Source organism: Lacunimicrobium album (assembly GCF_052161635.1).
Lineage (GTDB): Bacteria > Planctomycetota > Planctomycetia > Planctomycetales > Planctomycetaceae > SXPC01.
In genome coordinates this window covers 4,497,235-4,522,809 of record NZ_CP197413.1, presented here as the reverse complement: position 1 = coordinate 4,522,809, position 25,575 = coordinate 4,497,235, and the positions used below count along the sequence as shown (strand labels likewise).

20 protein-coding genes are annotated in these 25,575 nt (G+C 55.1%); 12 read left to right on the top strand and 8 right to left on the bottom strand.

The features are described from left to right. Positions 1–139: 139 nt before the first annotated feature. From SH248x_RS18190 to SH248x_RS18180, 3 genes are all read right to left on the bottom strand, one after another. Positions 140–1,402 carry an NAD(P)/FAD-dependent oxidoreductase gene (locus SH248x_RS18190; protein WP_459555732.1) on the bottom strand — a complete coding sequence of 421 codons (1,263 nt, stop codon included), beginning with the start codon at positions 1,400–1,402 and terminating at the stop codon, positions 140–142. Positions 1,403–1,718: 316 nt separating this feature from the next. After that, positions 1,719–2,351: a tRNA (guanine(46)-N(7))-methyltransferase TrmB gene (gene trmB, locus SH248x_RS18185; protein WP_459555731.1), complete on the bottom strand. Its 633-nt coding sequence runs from the start codon at positions 2,349–2,351 to the stop codon at positions 1,719–1,721. Positions 2,352–2,552: 201 nt separating this feature from the next. Next, on the bottom strand, positions 2,553–3,065 hold the full coding sequence (locus SH248x_RS18180; protein ID WP_459555730.1) for a 3-hydroxyacyl-ACP dehydratase FabZ family protein: 513 nt from the start codon (positions 3,063–3,065) through the stop codon (positions 2,553–2,555). A gap of 255 nt (positions 3,066–3,320) precedes the next feature. Here SH248x_RS18180 and SH248x_RS18175 point away from each other — a divergent pair, with 255 nt between their 5' ends. Next, entirely contained in the window at positions 3,321–3,677 is a 357-nt protein-coding gene (locus tag SH248x_RS18175) for a cupin domain-containing protein (RefSeq protein ID WP_459555729.1), read from the top strand. Between the two features lie 43 nt (positions 3,678–3,720). Here the strand turns inward: SH248x_RS18175 and SH248x_RS18170 are convergent, their stop codons facing one another. The 3 genes from SH248x_RS18170 to SH248x_RS18160 form a co-directional block, all read right to left on the bottom strand. Continuing rightward, on the bottom strand, positions 3,721–4,116 hold the full coding sequence (locus tag SH248x_RS18170; protein WP_459555728.1) for a hypothetical protein: 396 nt from the start codon (positions 4,114–4,116) through the stop codon (positions 3,721–3,723). A 67-nt stretch (positions 4,117–4,183) separates the two neighbouring features. Further along, positions 4,184–5,365, bottom strand: a complete 1,182-nt coding sequence (locus SH248x_RS18165; RefSeq protein ID WP_459555727.1) for a zinc-binding metallopeptidase family protein — start codon at positions 5,363–5,365, stop codon at positions 4,184–4,186. A gap of 147 nt (positions 5,366–5,512) precedes the next feature. Continuing rightward, positions 5,513–8,506 carry an FAD-linked oxidase C-terminal domain-containing protein gene (locus tag SH248x_RS18160; RefSeq protein WP_459555726.1) on the bottom strand — a complete coding sequence of 998 codons (2,994 nt, stop codon included), beginning with the start codon at positions 8,504–8,506 and terminating at the stop codon, positions 5,513–5,515. Positions 8,507–8,975: 469 nt separating this feature from the next. On the opposite strand from SH248x_RS18160, the gene SH248x_RS18155 reads away from it, so the two are divergent. From SH248x_RS18155 to SH248x_RS18125, 7 genes are all read left to right on the top strand, one after another. Then, positions 8,976–10,412, top strand: a complete 1,437-nt coding sequence (locus SH248x_RS18155; RefSeq protein ID WP_459555725.1) for a hypothetical protein — start codon at positions 8,976–8,978, stop codon at positions 10,410–10,412. A gap of 275 nt (positions 10,413–10,687) precedes the next feature. Further along, a complete protein-coding gene (locus SH248x_RS18150) occupies positions 10,688–11,725 on the top strand; it encodes an AAA family ATPase (RefSeq protein ID WP_459555724.1) in 1,038 nt (345 codons plus the stop codon). A gap of 86 nt (positions 11,726–11,811) precedes the next feature. Next, positions 11,812–13,944 (top strand): hypothetical protein, encoded by a 2,133-nt coding sequence (locus SH248x_RS18145; RefSeq protein ID WP_459555723.1) that lies wholly within the window; start codon positions 11,812–11,814, stop codon positions 13,942–13,944. 60 nt (positions 13,945–14,004) lie between these two features. Further along, entirely contained in the window at positions 14,005–15,105 is a 1,101-nt protein-coding gene (locus SH248x_RS18140; RefSeq protein WP_459555722.1) for an ABC transporter ATP-binding protein, read from the top strand. Beyond that, complete coding sequence (locus SH248x_RS18135; protein ID WP_459555721.1) at positions 15,106–16,053, top strand: ABC transporter permease; 948 nt, start codon at positions 15,106–15,108, stop codon at positions 16,051–16,053. A gap of 62 nt (positions 16,054–16,115) precedes the next feature. Further along, complete coding sequence (locus SH248x_RS18130) at positions 16,116–17,762, top strand: hypothetical protein (RefSeq protein WP_459555720.1); 1,647 nt, start codon at positions 16,116–16,118, stop codon at positions 17,760–17,762. A gap of 55 nt (positions 17,763–17,817) precedes the next feature. Beyond that, a complete protein-coding gene (locus SH248x_RS18125; RefSeq protein ID WP_459555719.1) occupies positions 17,818–18,684 on the top strand; it encodes a DUF58 domain-containing protein in 867 nt (288 codons plus the stop codon). Positions 18,685–18,874: 190 nt separating this feature from the next. Here SH248x_RS18125 and SH248x_RS18120 read toward each other — a convergent pair whose 3' ends face one another. Beyond that, positions 18,875–19,372 (bottom strand): metallophosphoesterase family protein, encoded by a 498-nt coding sequence (locus tag SH248x_RS18120; protein WP_459555718.1) that lies wholly within the window; start codon positions 19,370–19,372, stop codon positions 18,875–18,877. 97 nt (positions 19,373–19,469) lie between these two features. Here SH248x_RS18120 and aroB point away from each other — a divergent pair, with 97 nt between their 5' ends. Further along, on the top strand, positions 19,470–20,591 hold the full coding sequence (aroB, locus tag SH248x_RS18115; protein WP_459555717.1) for a 3-dehydroquinate synthase family protein: 1,122 nt from the start codon (positions 19,470–19,472) through the stop codon (positions 20,589–20,591). A 152-nt stretch (positions 20,592–20,743) separates the two neighbouring features. After that, on the top strand, positions 20,744–22,126 hold the full coding sequence (locus tag SH248x_RS18110; protein ID WP_459555716.1) for an NAD(P)/FAD-dependent oxidoreductase: 1,383 nt from the start codon (positions 20,744–20,746) through the stop codon (positions 22,124–22,126). Between the two features lie 183 nt (positions 22,127–22,309). Here SH248x_RS18110 and xylB read toward each other — a convergent pair whose 3' ends face one another. Beyond that, positions 22,310–23,842, bottom strand: coding sequence for a xylulokinase (xylB, locus tag SH248x_RS18105; protein ID WP_459555715.1), 1,533 nt, complete (start codon positions 23,840–23,842; stop codon positions 22,310–22,312). Between the two features lie 264 nt (positions 23,843–24,106). Here xylB and SH248x_RS18100 point away from each other — a divergent pair, with 264 nt between their 5' ends. Further along, positions 24,107–24,688 (top strand): dihydrofolate reductase family protein, encoded by a 582-nt coding sequence (locus SH248x_RS18100; RefSeq protein ID WP_459555714.1) that lies wholly within the window; start codon positions 24,107–24,109, stop codon positions 24,686–24,688. Positions 24,689–24,818: 130 nt separating this feature from the next. Next, positions 24,819–25,517: an SNARE-associated domain-containing protein gene (locus SH248x_RS18095; RefSeq protein WP_459555713.1), complete on the top strand. Its 699-nt coding sequence runs from the start codon at positions 24,819–24,821 to the stop codon at positions 25,515–25,517. The last annotated feature ends 58 nt before the right edge of the window (positions 25,518–25,575 follow it).

The window sequence follows — 25,575 nt, the reverse complement described above, 5'->3', positions numbered from 1 at the left end:
GCATATCGACCTGTGTCTCAAAATCCCACGGCCGACACGGTCGTGGCACACTGTCCGAGGTTTTCTGTTGCGCAATGAAAAAAAGCCGCAGTCTCCATTGGAAACTGCGGCCTCTCAAAATCATTTTGACCAATCAAACTTACATCGCCGTCACGTCAGCCATTTCGGCTTGTTCTGCTTTCATCGCATCGACGGCTTCCAGGACGGGATCGAGTTCTTCTTTGAACAGATCGCCGATCAGCAGGTCGGTCACCTTGCCACGATAGTCGGGGTGCTTGCGGATGAAGGCGCCGAAGTTGAAACCTTCGTAGTACTCGACGACGAGTTGTCGCATGCGGTTCATGCCGGTCACGTAATCCTTCTCCCAGGCTCCGAGAGCAGCCTTCGTCGTGTCACCCTTGGCGAGTGCATCGCAGATCGCATCGGCGGCCAGTTGACCAGATTTCAGCGCCAGCAGTACGCCTGAAGAATACAGCGGATCGAGGAATCCGAACGCATCCCCGACCAGGACCCACCCATCGCCTGCCGCTGTTTGTGCGCGGTAGGTGTAGTCTTTGGTGGCATGGATTTTGTCGGCTTGTGTTGCGCCTGAGATCCGCTCTTTCAACGCTGGGCAGCGTTCGACTTCTTCAAAGTACGTCTGCTCGTGATTTCCACGTCCTTTGAACAGGTAATCAAAGTCTCCGACGACCCCGACGCTCAGGATGTCGTCGTGCAGCGGGATGTACCAGAACCAGCCCTTTTTCTCTTTGACGGCGAGAACGATCGTGGCTCCTTCGTCTTTGCCGGTATCGCGGTAGGCACCTTTCCAGTACGTCCAGATGGCTCCCTTATTCAGCTGCGGATCTGAGACTTTCATCTTGAAGCGGTTGATCAGCATCGCTGACTGGCCACTGGCATCGACGACGACATCCGCATTCATCACATGCTCGCTGCCGTCTTCGTTCTGATAACGCACGCCAACCGCGCGATCACCTTCAAAAACGACTTCCATCACGCGGACACCCTGACGCACATCGACGCCATGTTCCGAGGCATTGTCGATCATCATCGTGTCGAATTCGCTCCGCTTAACCTGCCACGTCTGGGAACACTCCTCGGGCTTGTTGTCATGGAAGTAAAACGGAGCCGAGAGTCGCCCCCGTTCACTGACGAACTGCACTGAGTATTTCTTGATGAAGTGACTCTTCTGCATCTTTGGCAGCATGTTGAGACGCTTTAAAACCCAATACGTCTCGGGAATCAGCGATTCCCCGATGTGAAAACGGGGAAACTTCTCCCGCTCCATCAGCACGACGTTGTAACCCTTCTGAGCGATCAGCGTCGACACCGTCGACCCAGCGGGCCCGCCACCAATCACGATGACATGCGGCTTTTTGCTTTCTGATAGTGAAGCGATCATGAGCATTCTCCCCGAAGACCAGAGTCAGGTTCGATGTGGCGGTTCAGAACGGACTTACGAATGTTAAAACAACCGTTGTGCAAACTTCCATGCAGAATAACAGACTTCCCATGACGATGGGGAGATCTGTTTCCATTCATCAAATTAAAGACATCGGCAAAAGATTGTCAAGACAATTATTGTTTTCACATCTGTTTGAGCGGATTTTCTCTTTTCCCCTCTCCCCGTGTGCCACGGCTGTGTCAGCCCTGCCGAGCTTCAAAGTATGCCCCGATCAAAAACTCACGGCCGACACGGCCGTGGCACACAGGGCGCGTTATCGAGCTGCTCGCTTCCAGCGTCCTCGATAGATCGGCCACCCGGATTGACGCTTTTTCCGCTCGAAACTCGTCTGATAATCCAGATCATGCTCCGGCTCCCGCTCTGCGGGCGGCTCCAGTTCTTCAAACAGCGTCACGGGTTGCATCGTCTCGCGGACCATCTCCCAGTAATCCGTCACGTCGGTCCAGAGATGCAGTTCCCCCCCGTCGACGAGCATTTTGAGCACCATCTCGACGAAGTCCGCCGTGAACAGCCGACGCTTGTGATGCTTGTTCTTCCACCAGGGGTCCGGAAAATAGACATGCACCTTTTCGGCACACGCTTCCGGAAAATACTGCGACAACGCCTTCTTCGCATCTCCCCCAATCACCCGCGCATTCGGCTGTTCTTTCTTTTTCAGCCGCATCGCCCCGCGTCGGCCTTCTTTGAAGTCGAGCTCCAGACCCAGAAAGTTCACCTCTGGCGTCGACGTCGAAGCATTATGCACAAACAACCCGCGCCCACATCCAACATCGATCTCTAAAGGCTGTCGCGCAACAAACAGCTCCTGCGGATCAAGAGGCAGCGGCAGTTCATCGAGTGAAATGAAATAAGGCCGAAGATCAACCGGCGGAGCAAGCTGAGCCATCAACCCCACATCCCATCATTCCAAAAAAGAAAACGTGCCTCCGTGCACAATCTCGCATCCGTGCGAATCTCATCAAGTAGGGTCCGCTGTGCAGACCATCAATCACCGTTCAGTTTCATCAGACGATTTCAAACGCTCGACTCTTATCTACGTTTATCTGCGGTTCAATCTCTTATCTTATCCGTGTCAGCTTCCTCGCGATTACTGCGGGTCATGCTGAATCGAACTCGCCCGTGTAATCGGTACGCCGATCATTGTTCCTGTGAAGACCATCTGATCGTTGACGAAGCCCTGGAACTGAAAATGTGCCATTCGATTCGGACGCAGGTTCGTCATCTGGGCACACAGGATCAAGCGGTTGTTCGGATAGACCGGAATGCGAAACCGGACATCTTCCATCCCGCCGAACCCCAGGAAATCTCCCCCGAGGACTTTGTACTTACGGGCATAAAACCCTGCCAGTTGAGCGGCTGATTCACACAGAATCACGCCGGGCATGAGTGGAAAACCTGGCATGTGACCTGTGCACCAGAATTCATTCTCGGTCACATCTTTGTACCCGACGACTCCGTGCTTTTCTGGGTCCACGTGGACAACACCAGAGAGCTGCTCCATCGAATCCCGTTGAGGATTCACCTTGCGAATCTCATGGATGTCGAACATCGGCTTGTCGAAATTGTACTGACTGTAGTCGTAAAGCTTTTGTGGAGGCATCTCAAAACCACGTACAAAAAATGGAGTTCAAACCAACTCACCCGCCTCAGCATTGCCCGCCAAGGCTCAGGTCAAAGAGACATCCTATCTAATCAATCGCTGGCTGAAAAGTCCTGTCGAAGAATCATCATGAACACTGCGAGGTTCCGCTCTGTCTCGCCTTCATTCCTCTCCCGCTCATCGACTATCATCACCAATCCGAGATCCCCATTTTTGCCTCTTCATTAAAGCCCCAAGCCCCAATCCCCAAGCCCTATGATCAACCGCGATACCTGCCCACCCTTCATCACCAAAGACGGTTCCACGATCCGCGAACTCCTCGCGCACCGCAACTCGTCGATTCGCCATCAAAGCCTCGCCGAAGCCACCGTCCCTCCCGGCGTCCACACGACGTCTCATCACCACCCGAAAACCGAAGAGATCTACTACATACTCCACGGCGAAGGGATCATGTACCTCCAGGGGCAACCTCAGCGTGTCCGCCCTGGCGACGCGATTCCGATTCCGCCGGGCACGTCGCACTCCATTCATAACGATACGGACAGCGATCTGGTTTTTCTGTGTTGTTGTGCGCCGGGGTATGAGCATGACGATACGGTGTTGGAAGAGTGATATTTAGCCCCCCGTGAGTCACGGGGGGACAATCCGCGCGAGGTCATGGAGCGTCGTTAACTTGTAGTTGTTTGGTATTGCGCATCAACCCGACCAGACACCACACACTCATCCCACCATGCAACCCCACCGCCGGCCAGAGCACCCAACCTGACAGTTTCAGCACTGCCCCGGCATAGGCCAGCACGATCGCCACCGCGACGTTGTAGAACAACATCGAGACGACAGGTCCTCGGCCTGCCTCGTTGCGAGCCATCCAGCATGAGATTCCGAGTGCCGTCAAGCCGGATCCCGCCATTCGCGAGATCGTCAGTCCTTCGGGACTCGCCAGCGCCACGCCGGTCAACAGCTCAACCACCATCGACGGCAGACACAAGAGCCCAAGTCCTGCGCCCAGCTCGATCATCGAACTGGCGATCATCAACGGCTTTAATGACATCTTGTCCTCATCTTAAACCGGGTTCATTCAATGTTGATGGCATTCAATCGCAGAGTCGCTTCGGGTTTTATACGAACTTCTCCAGCGGTGATTCCTTGTCTTCCCGCTTTCGTTCTTCTTTCACCACCATCTGAATGAAGTGCATCTTCTTCAGCACCGGTCGTGACATCACGAAGGGATAAAAATCATGCTGGCCCATGCTTCGGGCTAACTCATTGAGGATCATCGTCAACTTCACCCACGAGTTCGTCAGCAGGATAATCCGTTCGGCATCGGGTGCGGTGGGATCATAGAGATCCTCCACCGTGAACGGCTCGACGGACTGCTCGACATCTTCACCTTTTAACCCAAAACGTAGCGCGGTATCGAGACTGTCGACGACGTGCATGTAATGTGCCCACGTCTCGGCCCAGTCTTCCCAAGGATGGACCGACGCGTACGAGCTGATGTACTGATCCTGCCAGTTCGCTGGAGGCCCCTGCTCGTAATTCCGACGCAGTGCTTCATCGTAATCCTCCCGCTCATCTCCAAACAACGCACGGAACGGCTCCAGCCAATGCGTGTCCATTACCAGGCGATCCCAGTAGTAATGACCGACTTCATGCCGAAAATGCCCCAACAGCGTCCGATAAGGCTCGTGCATTTGCACACGCGTCTTCTCCCGAATCGCATCATCCGCCTCTTCGATATTCAGCGTGATCAATCCCTCATCATGTCCCGTCAATACCCGTGGCCCCTCGACAGGATCCCGCAGAAAATCAAACATCAGACCCTGCTCGGGATTCTCACTCACCTTCGATTCGACGGGCAGCCCCAGTCGCAGGAATTGGGCCACCGCGCGACTCTTCGCGATCTCGATGTTTCGCCACCATTCCGCGTTGTTGGGATCATTCAAATCCGGAATCATCCGGTTCAGACGACAACTCCGACACAGCGGATTCCCATCATCGGTACTCACCAGCCAGTTACACCCAATCGGCGAATTCAAATTGGCGCACTGTTTATAAACAGCGGATTCCTGGTTCTCCGCCAGCGTCCAGGTTCCTGCTACCTTCCCTGGCTCAATCGCGGATAATGTCTGCGTTTCAGGATCAAACCCCACGGCTCTCTGACACCCGATACACAAACTGTTCCGAAAATAGATGGGCCGCCCACAAACGCACTCATAAGAGCTCTTCTCCTCGGGCGTCCCGCCAGTCTTCCAGGCGTCCGTCAATCGCTTTGTAATCGTCTCGAAAAAACTCAACATGGCCTGGCCCCTCTCAAGAACTCGCTGCGTGCATCATCGCCCAATACACAATCGTTCATTCTGTCGACAACCGACAACCGCAAGCAACAGGGAATAAGAGATTCACTCCGAATCCCGTCTTCTGAGTTGCTTTTATCGAGCGCGCCTTTATCGGCTCAGCAGCATGCTATTGGCTTTGGACATGTTGTTGGGGTCCCACTCGTCCAGTAGACCAGCGGAGTAGGCGAGCAGTTTGAGAGGGTGGAAGGTGCGGGTGGTTGACTGCTGTTCGAGCTGCATTTTGCAGCTGCTGCATTCGGAGACGTGGAAGTCGTAGCCGCCGCTGGCGCTGGCTTCGATCAAGTCTTTGCCCATAGCCAGTGAGCGGTCGAAGTTCTTCTGCGAGAGGCCGAAGAGCCCGGCCATACCTGAGCAGCCCCGGTCCTGGGAATCGACTTCGAGTTCGGGAATCAGTTTCAAGAGTGGCAGATAGGGACTGTGCTTCCAGAGGGCGCGGGTGTGGCAGGGGGTGTGATACCAGGCTGAGCCGGGCATGGCGTTGAGTTTCCATGGACTGACGGGACCATCTGCTCCGGGCTTGAGCGATTCGTTGAGGATCAGGTTCCACAGGTACTGGCCGGCGTCGATCGTCTTATTGGCGACGTCGTTGACGTCGGGATGGGTCGAGAGGAAGGGGTATTCCTGCTTGAGCGCGATCGCTGCGGAAGGCTCGGTGCAGATGATCGAATAGCCTTCTCGCGCATACTCGCCGAGCAGTCGCAGGTTGACATCGGCGACATTTCGAGCGGCTCCGAAGTCTCCCGCGGCAAGGTACCCCATCCCGGAGATCGTCTGTTCGGGAGGAATCAGGATGTTGATGTTGAGCGATGTAAGCAGACGCATGAGCGCGATGCCGATGAAAGGATCGTGCTGGTTGGCGTAATAGTCGACGAAATAAACGACGCTGCGGTCCGGGGGCATCTGCTCGAGCGTTTCGGGCATGTCCTTCGTGAAGTGTCGCAGAAAGGTTTTGGACTGGTAGCGAGGCAGCTTCCGCTGACGCGCGAGGCCAAAGAGTTTCTCCATCAGCCAGCGCGAATACTGCGACGTCAGCAGCATGTTCGCGAAGAAGGGGAGGCGTGTCGCGAGATTGCCGACTTGATGAATCCGCGACAGATACCAGTCGGAACGAGTCTGCCCGTGGATGGCAACGTAGCGGGCTTTGGCTTCGAGGTGAAGGTGGGGAATATCAACTTCACTGGGACACTCGATGGCGCACTGCTTGCACTGGAAGCAGGAATCGACGATCGCCTGGAAGTCTTCCTTGGCCATCGACTCGGGATTGAGAATCCCCTGCATGTGCTGGCGGAGAATGTTGCCTTTGGAACGCGGGGCATCGACTTCTTTGCGCGAATTGCGAAAGAAGGGGCACATCCGCATACCAGGCGAGGTCGAACGACACACGCCGCAGCCGTTGCATGACTGGGCCTGTTCGATCGCGCTCGATGTGCGCCAGTTGAGATCGAGGTCGAAGACTTCCGGTTCTTCTCGCCACAGACGGAGGTTCTTGCGAGTCAGGTGGGCATCGTCACTGATGATCTTGTCAGGGTTCATCATGCCGACGGGATCGAAGAGGAGCTTGACCTCTTTGAAGACTTTATACAGCTGTGCGTACTGCGAACGAATGAAGGATGTCCTGGCAAGGCCGTTGCCGTGTTCGCCGGAGATCGTACCGCCGTGATCGAAGACGACTTGATAGACATCGCGCGCCAGCGATTCCATCTTCACACCGCCATCCAGGGCAGGATGCTGCATGAAAGGACGGAAGTGCATCTGTCCCGTGCCCGCATGGGAGTAAAGCGTCGCGGTGAGCTGGTGCTTCTGAAAGACTTTCTGGACATGGTTGAGGAACGACTCGAACTGGTCGGGAGGAATGGCGATGTCTTCGATGAACGGCAGCGGACGCAGGTCGCCTTTGATCTTGTTAAGCATCGGGACGATCCCGCCGGCCAGCGACCAGAGGAACTGGACATCGTCTTCATCGTCGGCGGAATAGCCAATCGAGGCATTGGGGGAGACCTGACGGACGGCGCGGACGATCTCAGCGAGTCGTCGCCTCATCTGCTGGCGCGTCGCGCCTTCCTGCTCGACGATGACGGCTGCTTCGGCATTCGCGGGAATGATCTTAGCGAATCGGGCGTCGTTGCGAGCCAGATTCAGCAGACGTCGGTCGATCAGGTCGCAGGCGGATGGCTGGTAAGACAGGATGGTCTTGATCGACGTCGCAGCCGAGGAAAGATGGTCGAAAAAGAACATCGACATCCCGCGATGCTCAGGCTGACGGGAGACGTGGAGCTTGGCGGTCGAGAAGATGCCCAGCGTGCCTTCTGAGCCGATCAACATGCGGGGCAGGTCGAGGACTTCGTTCTGCAGGACGTTTCGCAGAAAGTAGCCGGAGGCGTTTCGCATTAAGGGGGGCTGGAATTTATCGATCAATTCCGCATTCGCAGACAGCAAAGTCGAGAGGCTGCGCAGCAGTTGTGGGTGCGATCGATAGACCGGCATGCGCAGGTCGATCGGAATTTCCTGAGATGGATCATCGAGATACGAGATCAGGGCAAGGTTGACTCGTGTTGCATCGAAGCTCGATCCATCGGACAGAAGCATTTCCAGTTCGAGGACGTGATCTCGAGCAGAGCCGACGCGCAGTGCATGCGAGCCGGCGGCGTCGACGGCGAGCATACTGCCAATGGTTGTTGTCAGGCTGTTTGCAGGATCGGGGGCGAAGTAGCGACCAGTGCGTCTGAGAAGTCGGTTGAGGGTCGCCAGTCGCATGCCGGCTTGAACGGTGACGGTATCGCCATCGTCAGCGATGAGTTCGTTGTAGGCGACACTGAAATCGATCACGATTCCCTTGCCGAGTGCGCCGCCCGCGACACCTGTCCCGGAGCCGCGGGGAATGAGGGGCAGGGAGTGTTCTCGGGCGTAATTGATGGTCGCAAGAATGTCGTCACGATGCTTGGGGACGACGACGGCGCAGGGCGTGACTTCATACAGACTGGCGTCCGTGGCATACATCGCCAGTGTCACGGGATCGCCGTGAACCTCGCCGGCGAGGACGCCCGAGAGGTCTTCCACAATCCGCGACTGAAGATCGCCCACAATGGCCCTTTAAAGAAACCCGTTCGCCACATGACGAACGATGACTGTGTGTAACGCAAATGGGTCAACAGGTTGTTCGTGTCAATCAAACGACTGATTGAGCAGACGACTGATTGAGTTTTCCCGTTGGAGAAAGTTTTACTCCGGGTCGAGAACAGGATTGAGAGAATGAAAAAACGTTCGTCATCATCACCTCCCCCGGCAGGTGAGACAACCTATCAAACACGAAACCTGAGTCAGGAACAAGAGTTAGTGAATCTGATGGGTGATTGTGACGGTCATTGGGGAGATACAAATTTCTCAAACGGGCCAAGTTTCCGAAAATCGGCGGTTTTTACCAAAACAATTAGGTCCGAATCCGCGTCTGTGCGTATTGTAAACTGGAACACCTTCTTGCGTTTGACTCGTCAAAAGACGAAAATTAGACGATCTTGGCGCACCTCTGGAAAGTGAATTTGGACGACCGACCATGTCTACTGAATCTGAAACGTCGCGACGCAAAATCGATCAATGTTTGCGGATGCTCAATCTCGGACAGTTTTTGAAAGTCTTTGCCGACTGGTCTGCCATCTATCTGCTCATTGTTGGCGTCGTCATCCTGCTCGTCAAATTGCGAGTGATGGATTTGTGGCCGGGGGTGCTCTGGCTGTTTGCTGGACTGGTCCCGATTGGAGTCGCTGCCTGGTTTCATGCCAAGCGTAGTTTCTTTTCTCGACGCGAAGCCGTTGCCTATCTCGATGAACGCCTTCAGACCGGCGGCTTGCTCATGACTCTTGAAGAGCAGCCTGATCTGACGTGGCAGTCGCGCCTCGATTTCCCTTTGGCAACGTGGCGGGACGCTCTGCCTGGATTTTACCCCAAGCGATTTCTCTCGTATGTTCAGATGCCGGCGTTGTTTGCGCTGGCGGCCTGTGTAATTCCATTGCGAGAACTGCCCGCCAAGCCTGTCGTTAAGAATGATGTGGCGCAGGAAGCGACGTCGGAACTGAAGGCCATTCTGGAAACGCTCAAGGAAGAGAAGGTCGTCGAAGGCAAAGAAGAGGAAACACTCAACGAGCAGATCGAAAAACTCGTTAAGGAGACGGAATCCGCTCCGCTGACTCACGAAAAATGGGAAACGGTCGAAGCCCTCAAGCAACAGATGCTCTCTCAGTTGCAGGAGATGGCGGTCCATATGGCCAAGTCAGCTGCAGCTGCGGAAGCTCTTGAATCATTAAACCTGGAAGACTTGAATCTGTCAGCCGAACAGCTTGAGCAACTCCAGAATGCCCTGGGCGAAGGGCTCAAGGAACTCGCGAAAAGCGGACGTTTGGCTGAAGCACCGCCGAGCGTGAAAGAGCTCGCCGAGCAGTTGCAGAAATCTGGTCAATTGAAGATCCCCGGCGATCCTGGCAAGCGTCAGCAGCTTCTTTCGGAACTCAAAGAGTTCCTGCAGGAAGAAGCGATGCGTTCCAACTCAGTCTGCGAAAACTGCCAGGGGAAGGGGATGGGCAAAAAGCCGGGCGGCAAAGCTGGCCAGGGTGAAGGTGAAGGTGAGGGCGAAGGAGAAGGCGAAGAGGGCAAAGGTGAAGGCCAGGCCAAGGGTAACCGTCCTGGTAAAGGGGGCACCTCGCGTGGCCGAGGCGATGCGGAATTGACCTGGGGAGTTGAAAATGAGAAGGAAGGAATCAAGTTCAAGGAAACAGTCCTTCCGCCTGGTTTCAAAGAGATGCCCAAGGAAGAAATTCTCCGATTGACCAAGAAAGATCCTGAAGCAGATCCCGCGGCTTCTGCCCCTCGCGATGGTTCTCGTGACCAGACCGATACCGCCGGCAGCCAGTCCTGGAATCGCTCCCTCAAACCACGTCACCAGCAGGTGATTCGTGACTACTTCAAAAGTGATCAACCGAAGAGTAATGATCCGTAGAGAAGATCGAACCACGGATGAACACGAAGAAACACGGATAAGAGGAGACAATTTGAACCGCAGATCAACACAGGTGGACGCAGATCGGGAGAAGTCATGAAATGGATGTATTTGTGCCTCGTCCTGATGACTTCTCTTATCAGTGTCGATCCGTGTTTATCCGTGGTTCACTTCTTCTCTGAGTCTTTTGTGATTTAGTAGATGGTCAAGTCAATTTCGGAAATGTTCTTCAGCTGGCAAACAACTTAGCAGACACACAACTCAGAAGAGTCCTCATGCAAAACGAGCCGACGTCCACGTCTCTACTTACCCCCGAACAGGTTGCACATGCCAGGAGTCTGATACAGAAATTAACGACGGGACTGGAATCAGCCATCTATGGTCAGTCGCGGCTTCTCGAACTGACAACGATCTGTATTCTGTCGCGGGGCCACTTGCTTCTGGAAGGTCTGCCCGGGTTGGGGAAGACGGAGCTGGTCAAAGCACTCTCCAGTCTGTTGGGGCTTTCTTTCCGACGTGTGCAGTTCACGCCGGACCTTCTGCCCAGTGACATCCTCGGGGCGCCGATTCTGGAGGAAACGTCCGCAGGGCGTCGTCTGCGTTTCCATCAGGGACCGATCTTTGCCAACCTGCTGCTCGCGGACGAAATCAACCGCGCGACACCAAAGACTCAATCGGCCCTCCTGGAAGCCATGCAAGAGCGACGCGTCACTGTGATGGGTGAAACGCACGTTCTGCCCGCGCCGTTCTTCGTCCTCGCGACGCAGAACCCGATCGAGCTGGAAGGAACTTACCCGCTGCCGGAAGCGCAGCTGGACCGTTTCATGTTTAAAGTCAACGTGAATAACGTCTCCAGCGAGACACTGGAATTGATCATCAACCATCGCCAGCAAGGCAAGACACCTCAGTTGTCGCAGGCCCTCAGCCTGGATGAACTCAACGAGTTGTTTGCCCTAGTCGATCAGGTTCACCTCCCGAAAGCAGTCGCGAATTACATCGCCCGTCTGGTTAATTCGACTCATCCCGATGTTCCTGGGAGTCCGGAGTTCGTGTCGAAGTTCGTTCGGTTCGGCTCCTCGCCTCGAGCGGCGATTGCGCTGGCATCGTCTTCGCGAGCTTCTGCGCTAGTGCAGGGCAAGCCGAATGTTGGTTTCGACGATGTCCGTCGGGTGGCGGAATCGGTTCTGTCCCATCGCCTGATCCTCGATTACTCGGCCCGCATGGAAGGCTGGACAACCCCCAAGGTTGTCGAGGCGCTGCTCAAGGAAGTCTCGTCGGTGGCCAAGGAAATCCCGGCCGATATTGCAGGTTAATCCTGCCTGACTGATCCTGATTGGCTGTGATCCCTGGTGTTCAAATTCTCGTTGGAATGAATTCCTGCCTTTAAAGGCTGTCCGATATGTATCGTCAAATCTGTTCTCTGCTGATCGCGACTGCTTTGTGTGTCACCGGTTTTCCCTCGTCTGCACAGGCAGCCGTGGGAGTGGTGACGCGCACCGGAGCTGATCTTGATCTTATGATCGCGACCGACTGGATCGGTGGGCAGGAGGGGGGGTATCACCCTGTCCGGATTCGCGTGTCCAATCGCGGACCTGCGACGACTCTGCAGTTTGTGGCTGATAAAGGAGTCGGGAGGGATCCTGCTCCCCGCGTGACGACGACCGTTCAACTTGATCAGAATGCGAAAAGCCAGGTCACGCTCAACATTCCCATCGTCGATGCTTCCCAGAGCTACACTTTGTCTGTCCGACGAAATGGCACGCTGCTGCCCGCGTTCAGCCTCCCTTTTACGATCCCATCCCTGCAGGACGGTAATCCCTGTCCCAAGATGTTGATCATTCACCCCAGCCAGATCGAATGGACTCCCTTCGGGGTAGCCGCTGAGTCGTTCAATGTGGCTCAGCAGGCTGGCAGTCTGATCCCGCATACTGGCAGTCCGATGAACGATGCCCTCGTCGTCGAGCCGCGTCTTCTGCCAACTTCGTGGCAGGGGTACTCAGGAGTTGATTTCGTCGCGATTGCAATGGAGACGTTGAGCAAGCTGGCTGTTGATGAACGTAAGCCGCTGGTGGACTGGGTTCATGCCGGTGGTCAGTTGCTGGTCTTCAATATCGGGAAAAAGCCCTCTGAGTCTCGGGAGCTGACTGATGCGTTATCACTGATGACGCTGGCGGAAGGGGAAGCAGGCTGGCGTGACGTCAGGCTGACCCTTCCGAAGAACTTTCAGCTCGATGAAAACGCGACTGCTTTTTCTCGCTTCCCAGGTTCAGGCGTTGTCGAAACAACGAGTCCCGGGAATGCTCCTCCAGGACCTGGAGAGAAATGGAACTACCGTAAAACAACCCTGCAGGAACGGGACGTCATGCTGGGGACCGTTTATGCCTTCGAAGGAAACTGTTTCGATGGGACCTACAATGACTGGATCGGGTTTCTCCAGCATGTACCCCGGGAAAATCTGAAGGCCTTTACGCGGGCTGGTGTCTCGTCCAATCGGGCGGCAGACGACTTTCTGACGTTCTTGATCCCGAGCATTCGCAGTGTTCCGATTGTTGCCTTCATGTTTCTGATTACGATCTTCAGCATTGTGATCGGGCCGCTCAATTATCTCTATTTCTTGCGTCGACGACAACTCGCGATGATGCTGGTTTCGGTCCCTACGATCGCCCTGGTCGCGAGTGTTTCGCTGGTTCTTTATTCGACGATCGCCCACGGATTTGGTGTCAAATCCCGCATCCGCAGCGTGACGTATCTTGATCAGACTGCTCAGAAAGCGGTCACCAAATCTCGCGTGTCTTTCTTTGCTGGACTGACTCCTTCGGGCGGATTGAACTTCCGCCCTGCGACGAGCGTCCTCCCTGTCTGGCTGATGGATGATGAATTTACCACGGGTGACATCGACTGGTCTGAAAATCAGCGCTGGTATGCCGGCTGGCTCAAGTCTCGAACGAGAACTCAATTCGTCACCATCGAGCCGCATGATGAACGCGGACGTCTGGTGATCAACCAGCCAACCGACACGACGATGAACGTCTCGAACGGGTTTGAATTCGATCTCCGCATGGTGATCATTCCTGGACGCGATCAAGAATTCTTTATCGTCGAGAATTTGAAAGCCGGTGACAAAACTCAGGCACGACGACTTTCAGAAATGAAAACGGACCCCGATTTCAAGATCACCGACATCACGAACGGCCTGCTCGATCCCTATCCCATGGAGATCCCTGCAACGGTCGATGAGAATGCCGTCAATGTTGGCCAGATCTTCGGCTCACGACGTCGCTATTACACCCATTCGTACGGCGACGCGGCTGAGCAGCCGAAAGCCCAGTACAAAGACAGTCAGTTGGAGAAGATCGCGATCGACTGGAAGACATCACTGACGTCTGGAAATGTTCCGGAAGTCTCGGGTGCAGCCGAAGCAGCGACTTACATCGCGGTTGTTGATCGCCCGGTGTATGCTGATACGGGGTTGGCTCGCTCAAAGTCAGAAGCCAGTTCTCACCTGATCATCGGCGTGTACCAGCCAGATTGATGTTCTGCAGATTGACCTTCCCGCGACGCGATACGGATTCCAGACACTTAGGACGACTTCATGTCTTCGACAGAACTCGACAAATCACGAGCGACTAAAAGTGCATCGACTGTCGGTGCTCCGACTGATAGTGCATCGCCCGCAACAGCGATCAATGGCCACCCCAATCCGGGTATCGATGCCGGTGGAACGACGCCTGAACGCAAACCGATGATCGAAGTTCGTCACCTTCACCGGTTTTTTGGCAAGCTGAAGGCGGTCAATAATGTCTCGTTCACGGCTTACCCTGGGCAGGTCGTGGGCTTCATCGGGCCCAACGGTTCGGGCAAGACAACGACGATGCGTATCCTCGCGACGCTGGACCTGCCGACCGCTGGGGATGCCTTCGTCAACGGCTATTCTGTGATTGATGACCCTGACAAGGTGCGTCATGCCGTTGGCTTTATGCCGGATGCGTTCGGGCGATATCCGAATATGGATGTGGTCGAGTATCTTGATTTCTTCGCCCGCGCGTATGGCCTGCGAGGTCAGAAGCGTCTTGATGCTCTTGAGCGCGTGCTCATCTTCACTGAACTTCGCAAGATGGCTCACAAGCCGATCAATACACTCTCGAAGGGGATGTCTCAACGACTTGGACTGGGACGCGTACTGATTCACGATCCCCCTGTTCTGATCCTGGATGAACCAGCCGCTGGTCTTGATCCGCGTGCCCGCGTCGAGCTGCGCGAACTCATCGCCGTGCTTTCGACGGAACTTGGGAAGACGATCCTCATCAGTTCCCACATTCTGACCGAGCTCGGTGAAATCTGTGATTCGGCTGTGATCATCGAAGCCGGTCAGGTCCTTGCCTCTGGGACGATCAAGGATATCAACGACAAGCACCTGAAGGATCTTGCCGACTCCAAGAATATCCTGTTCATCACTCGTGTCCTGAATGGGCAGGCGGAAGCGCTTGCGACCTGGCTGCTCGAGCAGCCTTTCGTTCTCGACGCCAATGTCGCGTCGGAACTGGTTCGCTTCCGTTTCGAGGGGGATGTTCATGCTCAGCATGATCTTCTCAAACGGATGATCAACACGAAGTTTGAGATTATCGAATTCCAACGCAAGGCCGAGACGCTGGAAGATGCGTTCATGGCGATCACAAAAGGAATCGTCCAGTAGATGTCGACGATCAGCCCACAGTATGAGGTTCGCAGGGAAGACTTGCTCTTCTGCGCTCATCCTGCGCTGGATCGCTGGTCTGACCGCATCAATCCGCTGTTGATTAAAGAGATCAACCAGCAGTTGAAGAGTCGATTGTTCCTGATGATCTATCTGTTGTTTGTTCTGCTGGTCTGGGGCAGTTCACTGTACATGCTGATGATGCAGCCACAGACCGACCAGCCTGATTTTGAGGCGGGTGACCTGCTCTTCTCGCTGTTGTACAAGATCACGATCTTTCCGTTGTGCTTTGCGATCCCTCTGGGAATTCATCAGCGTATGCGCGATGAATTCCACATGCACACCATCGAGATGCTGACGATTACGACGCTCTCTTCCGGTCGTATTTTTCGAGGCAAGCTGATGTGCGGCCTGCTTCAATCCGGGTTGTTCCTGTTTGCCTCGCTGCCGTTTCTTGTCTTCTGCTATCTACTGAAAGGGATCGGAATCGTCGAGATCCTGACCGTCGTTGCAGGAACGGTCTTTACGCTTTTGTGTTTTTACCAGGTGACGATTCTCTACTCGGCTTTGAGCCGAACGCGGATCTGGGAGTACCTGTCGCGCATGTCTCTAGTTTTCTTCAGCACGATTCTGTACTTCGCGTTGTTTTTTTCAGCAGACGCGGTTGTGCTCGGTGGAATTTCCAGCGTCTATTATCTCGTTGGGGTTCTGGTTGCGAACACGCCGCTTTACTTCTCGATGCTGATCTTTCTTGATGCCGCCCATGAGCAGTTCAAACCACTTCGCCTGATGCGTCCTCCGTTCCGCGTGAGGATCAATGGCGAAGGAAAAGTGATCTTTCTTCCCCGGCTTCTGTACCAGGAAGTCCCTGAAGAATATCGGGACCCATCGTCGAACCCGGTTAAGTCCAACCAGGCCGCGTCGAAGTCACTCGCGAAAGCGACCTGACGGAAACGTGAGCTTCGCCCCCCCAGTCATTCATGATAGAGTCGGATAATAAAGAGGCCTCGATGTCTACAGCCGAAAAGACCTCACGAATCGATCTGGCGCTGCAGCGCATGAATGCCTACAGCGACTGGATCAACCCCATCGTGATCAAAGAGGTACGCCAGTCACTCAAGAGCAAGCTCTTCGTGACGACGTTCATGCTCAGCCTTGCCGCCTGCTGGGCGATCTCTGTCATCGGGATCATGTTCTTCTGGAACGTGATTGAGTATTCCCCCGTCAGTCTGCAGTTTTTCATCTGCTATTACTGGGTTCTGGCCTTTGCGCTGTTTGTTGTGATTCCGTTTGGTGCCTTCGGTTCTCTGCAGACAGAGCGCGACCAGAACACCTTTGAAATCCTGCAGATCACGACCCTTCAGCCTTCGCAGATTGTGACCGGCAAACTCGCGAGCGCCATGCTGCAGGCGATCATTCTTTATGCGGTCATTGCCCCATTCATCGCGTTTTCTTCTCTGCTGCAGGGCTTTGATCTGCTGCGTGTCAGCTATGAGATGACGATCTCGCTGGCGATCTGCATGGGGGCATCGATGTGCTGCCTGATGCTCAGCACGCTGGGCAAGCAGAAGAATTTCCGGACTCTGATGGTCTTGTTTCTGCTGGGCGGACTGGTGTCACTTTTCAGCTCGCAGGCATCGTTTGCGGCCTATGTGATGGCGGGAGGAGCGGACTTTGATACGGAGTTTTATCTCTGGAATCTGTTGTTCTTCCTGGGTGGCCTGAGTTACTTTTTTCTCTTCCATCAGATCACCGTGGCTCAGTTGACCTTCGAAGCAGAGAATCGCAGCTTTGGGATTCGGGTCATCGCGACGGCTCAGTTTTATCTGCTCTGGATCTGCATGTATGCGATCTCGATCATGTATGCCTCGACGATGCTGAGATACAGTGATGATTACGCCTGGTCCTGTGCGGTGATCTCCAACTTTCACTGGGCCATCGTTGGCTTCTTTGCAGTCACTGAAGCGGAGCCTCTCTCGCGACGGATTCGTCGCGATCTTCCCAAATCGTTCTGGAAGCGCTGGCTGATGGTCAGTTTTCTGCCGGGGGGATCACGAGGGTTCTTCCTTGTCACCAAACATTTGCTGCTGACAATTCCATTGATGTTGGGCCTGCAGTATGTCACTGCGTTAGCCGCGGGTGAAACGAATCTCCCGACGCTGTCCGGCCTGCTGTCTGAGCATAAAACGCAATCGTCGATTGCCCAGATTGGGTACATCATTTTCTTCCTCGGCATGGGACGGTTAATCACAGCCGGGATGATGAAAGCTGCACCGAGTACGCGTCCTGCTCACGGGCGCGTGGTCATGCTGATCATGACTCTGATGTGCGTACTTTCGCCGTACCTGATTCTGTGGCTCGTTGGCTATTACGAGAATCGTATGACACTTGATTATCACCCGCTGATGGTCATTAACCCGGTTGAGTCGCTGCGCTACGTCAACGATAACAATGACGCGATGTCCCGGCTGATCTTCAGTTTTGCCGTCCTCGCGGGTGGATTCGTCCTGCTGGCCAACATTCCCGGGACATTACGAGGACTTCGTCAGGGGTTGTGGCCGGAGCGACCAGACCCTTACCGGGCTCTTGATTACTCCACGGTGCGGGAACAACTTCAGCGTGCCGAGGAAACGGGCGTGACTGCCGTCATGGGTTAATGAAGAGGTCCCGTCGGTCTCATGGCCAGTCTGTTTTCATTGAAAGTTCTCGCTGATGTCCCTGCGTCATGATACTGAAGTCCAGCAGAACCTCGCCCGCTATTCGCTGGCGCTGCCGTTCGTTCCGACGAGTGGACGATCTGGTGAACTGCTTGGGCGGGGGACGGGTTCTTCTCTGGAGTTTCAGGAGTACCGCACGTATCAGTTGGGTGATGACATCAGGCACCTCGACTGGGCGGCGTATGCGCGCTCGGATCACTTGATGGTTCGCCTCTTTCGGGAGGAGATCTCGCCTCATGTCGAAATCCTGCTCGATGCCAGCCGCTCCATGAATACGGGCGATGGCACGAAAGCTCGCGTGGCGCTGCAACTGACCAGCCTGCTGGCTCAACTGTGTGGACGCATGAGTGGCCAGCCTCGGGTTATTGTCGCCAAGTCGGAACGCCCCTGTCCGGCGTATGGGCTGAATCAACTCGACCTGCTGACTCCGAGTCTGTTTTCCTCTGTCACCAACATCGACGAACTTCTGACGGACCACGCCGTCACTTTTCGTGGCAAGTCGATCCGCATTGTTATCAGCGATTTCATGTTCCCGCATGATCCGCAGTCACTCGTTCGACGTCTTGCCACGAACGCGTCCGCGCTGTGGATGATCCAACTTCTGACTCGCTGGGAGTCCCATCCGACGAACCTCGGCGGGCATCGACTGACCGATGTCGAATCGGGCCAGGAGATCGACCTTTATCTCAACGAGTCCGTTCTGACGAATTATCGACATCGTTTGAAAACACTTCAGGATTCATTGCGCATCAATGCACAGCGGCTGCATTCCAAGTTCGTTGTTGCGATCGCGGATGAAACGCTGAGTCCACTGTGTCGCAGCACGCTGGTGCCTGCTGGTTTGCTGACGGCCGGCATGTGAGGAGACGATGGTGATTTGAGACTACCGACTCGGCTTGTCGATCGGGCGGCTGGGGTCAGCGACTTCTGCACACGATTCAACCTCGACTCGTTGGTGAGACGTTGCAACGCGGGACAGCGGCTCGGACGGAGCCTCGCCCTCCCGTGGACGAGTTCTGAATTTTCCGGACAGCTTCTTACTGATCAGTGAACTAGAGACCCGGCTTGTCGATGCCGATGATCTCGACCTGCATTGTCTCCAAGTCGACAATTGCGATCGTATGTCGATTGACCCGGTAGAGGGCTCCGGGATTCAAAACCAGCGTTCGTCCCTCGTGATGCGTCTCGGTGGCATGCGTGTGACCGTAGCAGACCAGGTCATACTCGCCCGATGATTTGACGGCCCGAAATTTGATCGGGTCATGGCTGTGAATCAGCCCGATTCGGCGATTTGCAATCGTCAGATCGCCAAACTGGCCATGGCACGATAATCCCATTTCGCGCATCACATACTGGAGTGGTTCGGGATCCCAGTCGCAGTTGCCAAACACGAAATGCGTTTCAAACCCGGCCAGTAGTTCCACGACTTCCGGGCTGCCTATATCGCCGCAGTGGAGAACCGTTTTGATTCCGCGATCGAGCAGGACTTCGACGGCGGACATGGTGTGCCCGACATGCCCGTGCGTGTCGCTGATGATGCCAATCTTCATGACGTGATCCCTCCATCATTGATTTTAGAGCGCTGACAGGCCACGATGAAGCGAAAATCCATCTCCGTCCACGTTCGCCGGAATTCAAATTACCATCATGCCCGCGACCAGTCTTAATGTCTCTCTTGGTGATCGCAGTTATCACATTCATATCACGACGGACGGAATCGATGCGCTTCCCGGGCTGATCTCCGACTGGCTGACGACCCGTCTTTACTGGCATCAGTCTTCGCCCAAGGGCCTGATCATTACCGACGATAACGTCTCGGATCATGCTCTGCGTGTCCAGAGTGTTCTCGCGGCAGATAAATGGTCGACGACCATTCTCACTCTTCCCGCAGGAGAGCAGACCAAGTCCCTGGCTCACCTGGCGAGCATCTACACTCAACTGACGCAGATGCATGTGGACCGCAAGACGATGATCTTTGCAGTCGGTGGCGGAGTCATTGGGGATCTGGCAGGTTTTGCAGCGGCGACTTATGCGCGTGGTCTGCCTTTCGTGCAGATCCCGACGACGCTGCTTTCGAATGTCGATAGTTCTGTGGGGGGTAAGACCGGTATCAACCTGCCGGAAGGGAAGAACCTCGTCGGTGCGTTTCACCAGCCTCTGGGAGTCTTCATCGACACCTCGTTCATGGAGACCCTGCCTGACCGCGAGTTTCGATCGGGACTGGCGGAGATCGTCAAGTATGGCGTGATCATGGATGCGAAGTTCTTTGCGTATTTGGAACACAACATTGATGCGATCAACCGACGCGATGCGGCTGTGATTCGCGAAATGATTCAGCGGAGCTGTCAGTGCAAAGCGGAGGTCGTCGAGCAGGATGAGTTTGAACGCAGCGGCCTCCGCGCGATCCTCAACTACGGCCACACTTTTGCCCATGCTTATGAAGCCCTGTGTGGCTATGGCCTTCTGCTTCACGGCGAAGCAGTCGCGATCGGGATGCTTGATGCCAGTCGTCTGGCTGAGAAGTTGAAACGGATTCCTGCTGATGTCACGAAGCGTCAGCGTGATTTGCTCACTGCGATTGGGCTGCCGACGATCCTGCCGAGCAACGGTCGTCCTGATCCGCAGAAAATGATCGATGTCATGCGGCTCGATAAGAAATCGGTCGCGGGCAAGCTGCGATTCATTCTGCCGACGAAACTCGGTCATGTGGAACTCGTCAAAGATATTCCTGAACAATTGGTCGTCGAGACGTTAAACGAATCGTGCTGATGCGGTTCGTATGGAATCATTTTCATGTGTTGAGTTTTCGAGTCCCTTTGTCTCAACGTGGGTCACGAATGCTCCTACAATGGAGAGGAACATCGAAACGCATCCTATTTTCACCGGTATCAGGATGATCCCACGATCATATTGAGGTCACCGTGAACGACTCTTTGATTCTTCGTCAGAACAACCGTCCGCATCGTGTTGTGATTATTGGTGGCGGCTTTGCCGGGCTGAAGGCGGCTCGTGCTTTGCGAAAAGCCCCGGTGGAAGTTGTGCTCATTGATAAACGCAACTTTCACCTCTTCCAGCCTCTGTTGTACCAGGTCGCGACGGGCAGTCTCTCGCCAGCCAACATCTCTGCTCCGCTGCGCAGTATCCTGAGTCATCAGAAGAACTGTCGCTGCATCATGGGCAACGTCACAGGGTTTGACCCGGACAACAAGATGGTCATCATGGACGATGGCCAGATTTATTACGACTCACTGATCGTGGCAGCAGGAGCCAGTCACAGCTACTTCGGCCACAACGAATGGGAAGAAGCCGCGCCAGGATTGAAGACGATTGAAGACGCGACTGAAATCCGGGCCCGGATCTACAGCGCGTTTGAATTTGCAGAACGCGAATCCGATCCTGCCGATACCGCAGAATGGCTGAACTTCGTCATCGTCGGTGCAGGTCCGACCGGTGTCGAGCTCGCGGGCGCGGTGGCTGAGATCGCGCGGAACTCGCTTAAGCATGACTTTCGTCGCATCTCGTCGACGCATGCCAAGATTTATCTGGTCGAAGCAGGCCCGAAGGTTCTCGGCATGTACACCGACGACCTTTCTCAAAGTGCCCTCAAGCAGCTGCAGAAAATCGGCGTCATCGTGCGGCTGAACACGATGGTGACCGACATCACGCGCAGCTACGTGACTCTCAAGCATGATGGCCAGGAAGACCGCATGCCGACGCGGACAGTCCTCTGGGCAGCGGGCGTGCAGGCGTCTCCTCTGGGACGACTGCTCGCGGAGAAGACCGGCGCAAAAGTCGATCGCCCAGGGCTCGTCGAAGTCGCCGCTGACTGCAGCATCCCGGGCTATCCCGATATTTTCGTTATCGGTGACATGGCCCGCTACCTTCACGATGAAAAGCTCAAGCCACTCCCTGGAGTCGCCCCCGTGGCTGTCCAACAGGGGACTTTCGTGGCGAAGGTCATCACGTCACGTATTCAGAAGAAGTCGCCGCCGACGTTCAAGTATAAAGACTACGGCAAGATGGCGACCATTGGTCGAGCTGCGGCTGTCGCCGACCTTGGCAAGAACTTGAAGTTCAGCGGGTTTCTAGCCTGGATGATGTGGCTGTTCATCCACATGATGGAGATCGTCTCGTTCCGCAACCGACTGCTGGTCCTCTTGCAATGGGGGTGGCATTACCTGTCTTATGACCGCGCCGCTCGCCTGATCACTGGCGATGATACGCATACGCCGCTGCCGAAAACGCAGGTCGCACATTCAGAACCTGCACCGACGCCACAGCCATCGACGGTGGTCACGCGTTGATGTTTTCTTCAAATTGTGTGCCACGGCTGTGCCAGCCGTGCCGAACGTTGGCTGAGCATCGACTCGGAAATCCCGCCGCCAAATCACGAAATGGTGATTTGGGGCGAGCCTTCTAGCTGTTCATAATGAGCGAGTGAAGACACGGCTGACACAGCCGTGGCACACTTACACTCCACTTAGTTTTTAGCCGACGACTTTTGCGATTTGCTCGTAGTTCGGTTTCAGTGAACGATACAGGTCGCCGTAGAGGGGGTAATAGCGATCGTACTCTTTCTTCGCGGCTTTGTCGGTCGGGGTGGTTTCGGTGATGTGAGTCGTGGCTTTGCTGGCTTCCTCGATGGATTTGTAGGCACCGGTACCAGTTGCTGCCAGAAGCGCGACGCCGAAGGCGGGGCCTTCTTCGGCGGACAGTGTCGAGACACTTTGCCCATAGATGTCAGCTTGCATCTGCTTCCAAAGCGGGCTCTTGCCTCCGCCGCCGGTGAGACGAATTTCCTTGACCGGGATGTTCATGCCTTTGACGATCTCGAGCGCATCACGCATGGCATAGGTCGCCCCTTCCATGACGGCTCGGACCAGGTGGGCTTTGCCGTGACGAAGACTGAGCCCGATCCAGGCGGCGCGGGCGTAAGGGTCTGCGTGAGGCGTGCGTTCTCCGGTGAGATAGGGCAGGAAGAATAACCCCTCGCTGCCAATCGGAACATCGCTGGCCTGTTGCGTCAGAATGCTGAAGACATCGGTGCCTTGCTTCTTCGCGTCTGCAGCCTCTGTTTGTCCAAAGTGATCGCGATACCACTGGAACGCACCGCCGGCAGAGAGGATGCAGCCCAGCACGCACCACTTCCCTTTAACGGCATGGCAGAACGTATGCACGCGACCACCTTCATCGAAGGCCATCTCATCACTGTGCGCGAAGACGACGCCGCTCGTCCCCATGGAGGCAAAGACGGCTCCTTTCTTGACGATGCCGCTCCCCAGTGCAGCTGCGGCATTGTCCGCAGCACCGCCGACGATGGGAACGCCTGCTGGCAGGCCGAGTTCTTTCGCGACATCGCTGGAAAGGGCTGACGAGATCTCTTGTGACTCGAAGACCGGAGGGAGCAGAGTTGGATCGAGTTCCAGCTTCTCGAGGAGCTTGTTGTTCCATTGACGCTTAGCGACATCCATCAGCAGTGTGCCGGAAGCATCGCTGACTTCGGTGGCATAGACGCCTGAGAGTCGGAAGCGGATGTAATCCTTGGGTAGCAGGACCTGCGTGACCTTGGCGAAGTGCTTGGGCTCTTTGTTTCGCAGCCAGAGAATCTTCGGTGCCGTGAAGCCCGTCAGCGCGGGATTGGCAACCATCTTAATCAGCCTCTTGCGCCCGCCTGCACGCTCTTCGATTTCCTGGCATTCTTCTGTCGTTCGCTGGTCATTCCACAGCAGGGCTGGACGGATGACTTCCTGCTTCTTGTCGAGGAAGACGCTGCCGTGCATCTGACCAGACAGACCGATGCCTTTGACGCTCTCGGGTTTGATTGATCCTTTGGCGAGGACGGTCTGGATGGTCTTCTTTGTGGCTGTCCACCAGTCTTCCGGGGCCTGCTCTGACCAGCCTGGTTTGGGACTGTAGAGTGGATAAATCTCGGTGGCGGAGGCAAGAATCTTGCCGTCTTCCTGCATCGCCAGAGTCTTTGTGCCCGAGGTGCCAATATCAATGCCGAGGTAGACGCTCATTGCTGCGATCTCGCCTGTGGGAAGAAGAATGTGGGAGACAATGCTGTCAAAAAGAACGATCAGCGAACGTCAATATAACGGCTGAGGGGAGATTCTCGGAACTGTTGGCGATTGTGCATTTGATAAAGAAATTGAGTTTTTTACGGCACCCAAGAGATTTGGCTGGGCACGCTGAGATCTGTTGCGAATCGTCTTCAGACACGTAGTTGCAAGCGGACTTGGGGTGATACAAGATGGAACTGGTGACTCATCCAGGAGATGCTCATGTCCAAGACCATTTATTACTCAGCCCTTAGCGTCGATGGCTATATTGCGGACGCGAACCACTCGCTCGACTGGCTGTTTCAATTTGGTGACATCAACGACACCAGCTACCCCGAATTCATCAAGACGGTCGCCGCCCTCGCGATGGGTTCAACGACTTACGAGTGGGTCATCGATCACATCTCCCATCCAGACGGCTCCCTCAAAGAGCCGTGGCCTTATCAGCAGCCCACGTGGGTCTTTTCGACACGCGAGCTGAAGTCCGTTCTCGGGGCAGACATTCGTTTTGTGACCGGCCCGGTCGAACCGGTTCACACAGACATGAAACATGCAGCCGGTTCGCAGAACTTGTGGATTGTTGGCGGGGGTCAACTGGCGGGTCATTTCTTCGACGCAGGTTTGATTGACGAACTGATCCTGCAAATCGCGCCCGTCCTGCTGACGACCGGTGCGCCTCTGCTGCCTCGGGCGATCACAAAGCCACCGATGCGACTGCTCAACTGCCGACGTTATGCGGACTTCATCGAGGCCCATTACGAAGTTCCCAAATCGCCACAGGAATCAAAATCTCAACACGCGTGAATCAGAAATTGCACATGTGTTGCCCACCTCAGAAATCGTTCAAAAACCGCTACCCACAGATGCCATTGTCCACTATGGTTAAGGCCTGCGAATCGCTTCTGACAAGCACGCCGCCCAACGAAGGACAGTGATGGAATTTCTCAAAGACTGGGTCGACTTCATTCTGCACTTTGACCAGCATCTCGCGGTCATGATCGATAAGTTTGGCATCTGGACTTACGTGGTCCTGTTCCTGATCGTCTTCTGCGAAACAGGACTGGTCGTCATGCCCTTCCTGCCGGGCGACTCACTGCTTTTCGCAGCGGGCGCTATCGCGGCGCTGATGCCCGACAAGATCAATATCTTCGTCCTGCTGATCAGTCTGATTATTGCAGCCATCCTGGGCGATACGATGAACTACTGGATTGGCCGGTACTTCTCCAACGTTGGCTCGCTGGGGAAGATTCCGTTTGTCAAAGAAAAGCACCTCGAGAAGACTCGCGAGTACTTCGAGAAATATGGCGGCAAGACGATCATCATCGCTCGCTTCATCCCGTTCATTCGGACGTTTGCGCCGTTTGTTGCGGGACTGGGGAAGATGAACTACGGCTACTTCCTGTTTTATAATGTCGTCGGCGGCATCGTGTGGATCGGCTTCTTCCTGATGCTGGGGTACGGCTTCGGCAATATCAGCATCGTCAAACAGAACTTCAAGGTCGTTGTCCTGGCGATTATCGCCCTTTCGGTTCTTCCAGTCATGTACGAACTCTGGATGCACCAGATCAAATCCCGCAAAGGCAAACAGGGGATTGATGAAGCCGTCGACAAAGCTGACGATTCGCTGCTGTAAACCTTCTCTGTGTGCCACGGCTGTGTCAGCCGTGACGAACGTCAATCGAGCGTCGTTT

Excerpts from the sequence above, each read along its gene's own strand:
- SH248x_RS18190 (WP_459555732.1), bottom strand. The coding sequence starts at position 1,402 with ATGATCGCTTCACTATCAGAAAGCAAAAAGCCGCATGTCATCGTGATT.
- trmB (WP_459555731.1), bottom strand. The coding sequence starts at position 2,351 with ATGGCTCAGCTTGCTCCGCCGGTTGATCTTCGGCCTTATTTCATTTCA.
- SH248x_RS18180 (WP_459555730.1), bottom strand. The coding sequence starts at position 3,065 with ATGCCTCCACAAAAGCTTTACGACTACAGTCAGTACAATTTCGACAAG.
- SH248x_RS18175 (WP_459555729.1), top strand. The coding sequence starts at position 3,321 with ATGATCAACCGCGATACCTGCCCACCCTTCATCACCAAAGACGGTTCC.
- SH248x_RS18170 (WP_459555728.1), bottom strand. The coding sequence starts at position 4,116 with ATGTCATTAAAGCCGTTGATGATCGCCAGTTCGATGATCGAGCTGGGC.
- SH248x_RS18165 (WP_459555727.1), bottom strand. The coding sequence starts at position 5,365 with ATGTTGAGTTTTTTCGAGACGATTACAAAGCGATTGACGGACGCCTGG.
- SH248x_RS18155 (WP_459555725.1), top strand. The coding sequence starts at position 8,976 with ATGTCTACTGAATCTGAAACGTCGCGACGCAAAATCGATCAATGTTTG.
- SH248x_RS18150 (WP_459555724.1), top strand. The coding sequence starts at position 10,688 with ATGCAAAACGAGCCGACGTCCACGTCTCTACTTACCCCCGAACAGGTT.
- SH248x_RS18145 (WP_459555723.1), top strand. The coding sequence starts at position 11,812 with ATGTATCGTCAAATCTGTTCTCTGCTGATCGCGACTGCTTTGTGTGTC.
- SH248x_RS18140 (WP_459555722.1), top strand. The coding sequence starts at position 14,005 with ATGTCTTCGACAGAACTCGACAAATCACGAGCGACTAAAAGTGCATCG.
- SH248x_RS18135 (WP_459555721.1), top strand. The coding sequence starts at position 15,106 with ATGTCGACGATCAGCCCACAGTATGAGGTTCGCAGGGAAGACTTGCTC.
- SH248x_RS18130 (WP_459555720.1), top strand. The coding sequence starts at position 16,116 with ATGTCTACAGCCGAAAAGACCTCACGAATCGATCTGGCGCTGCAGCGC.
- SH248x_RS18125 (WP_459555719.1), top strand. The coding sequence starts at position 17,818 with ATGTCCCTGCGTCATGATACTGAAGTCCAGCAGAACCTCGCCCGCTAT.
- SH248x_RS18120 (WP_459555718.1), bottom strand. The coding sequence starts at position 19,372 with ATGAAGATTGGCATCATCAGCGACACGCACGGGCATGTCGGGCACACC.
- aroB (WP_459555717.1), top strand. The coding sequence starts at position 19,470 with ATGCCCGCGACCAGTCTTAATGTCTCTCTTGGTGATCGCAGTTATCAC.
- xylB (WP_459555715.1), bottom strand. The coding sequence starts at position 23,842 with ATGAGCGTCTACCTCGGCATTGATATTGGCACCTCGGGCACAAAGACT.
- SH248x_RS18100 (WP_459555714.1), top strand. The coding sequence starts at position 24,107 with ATGTCCAAGACCATTTATTACTCAGCCCTTAGCGTCGATGGCTATATT.
- SH248x_RS18095 (WP_459555713.1), top strand. The coding sequence starts at position 24,819 with ATGGAATTTCTCAAAGACTGGGTCGACTTCATTCTGCACTTTGACCAG.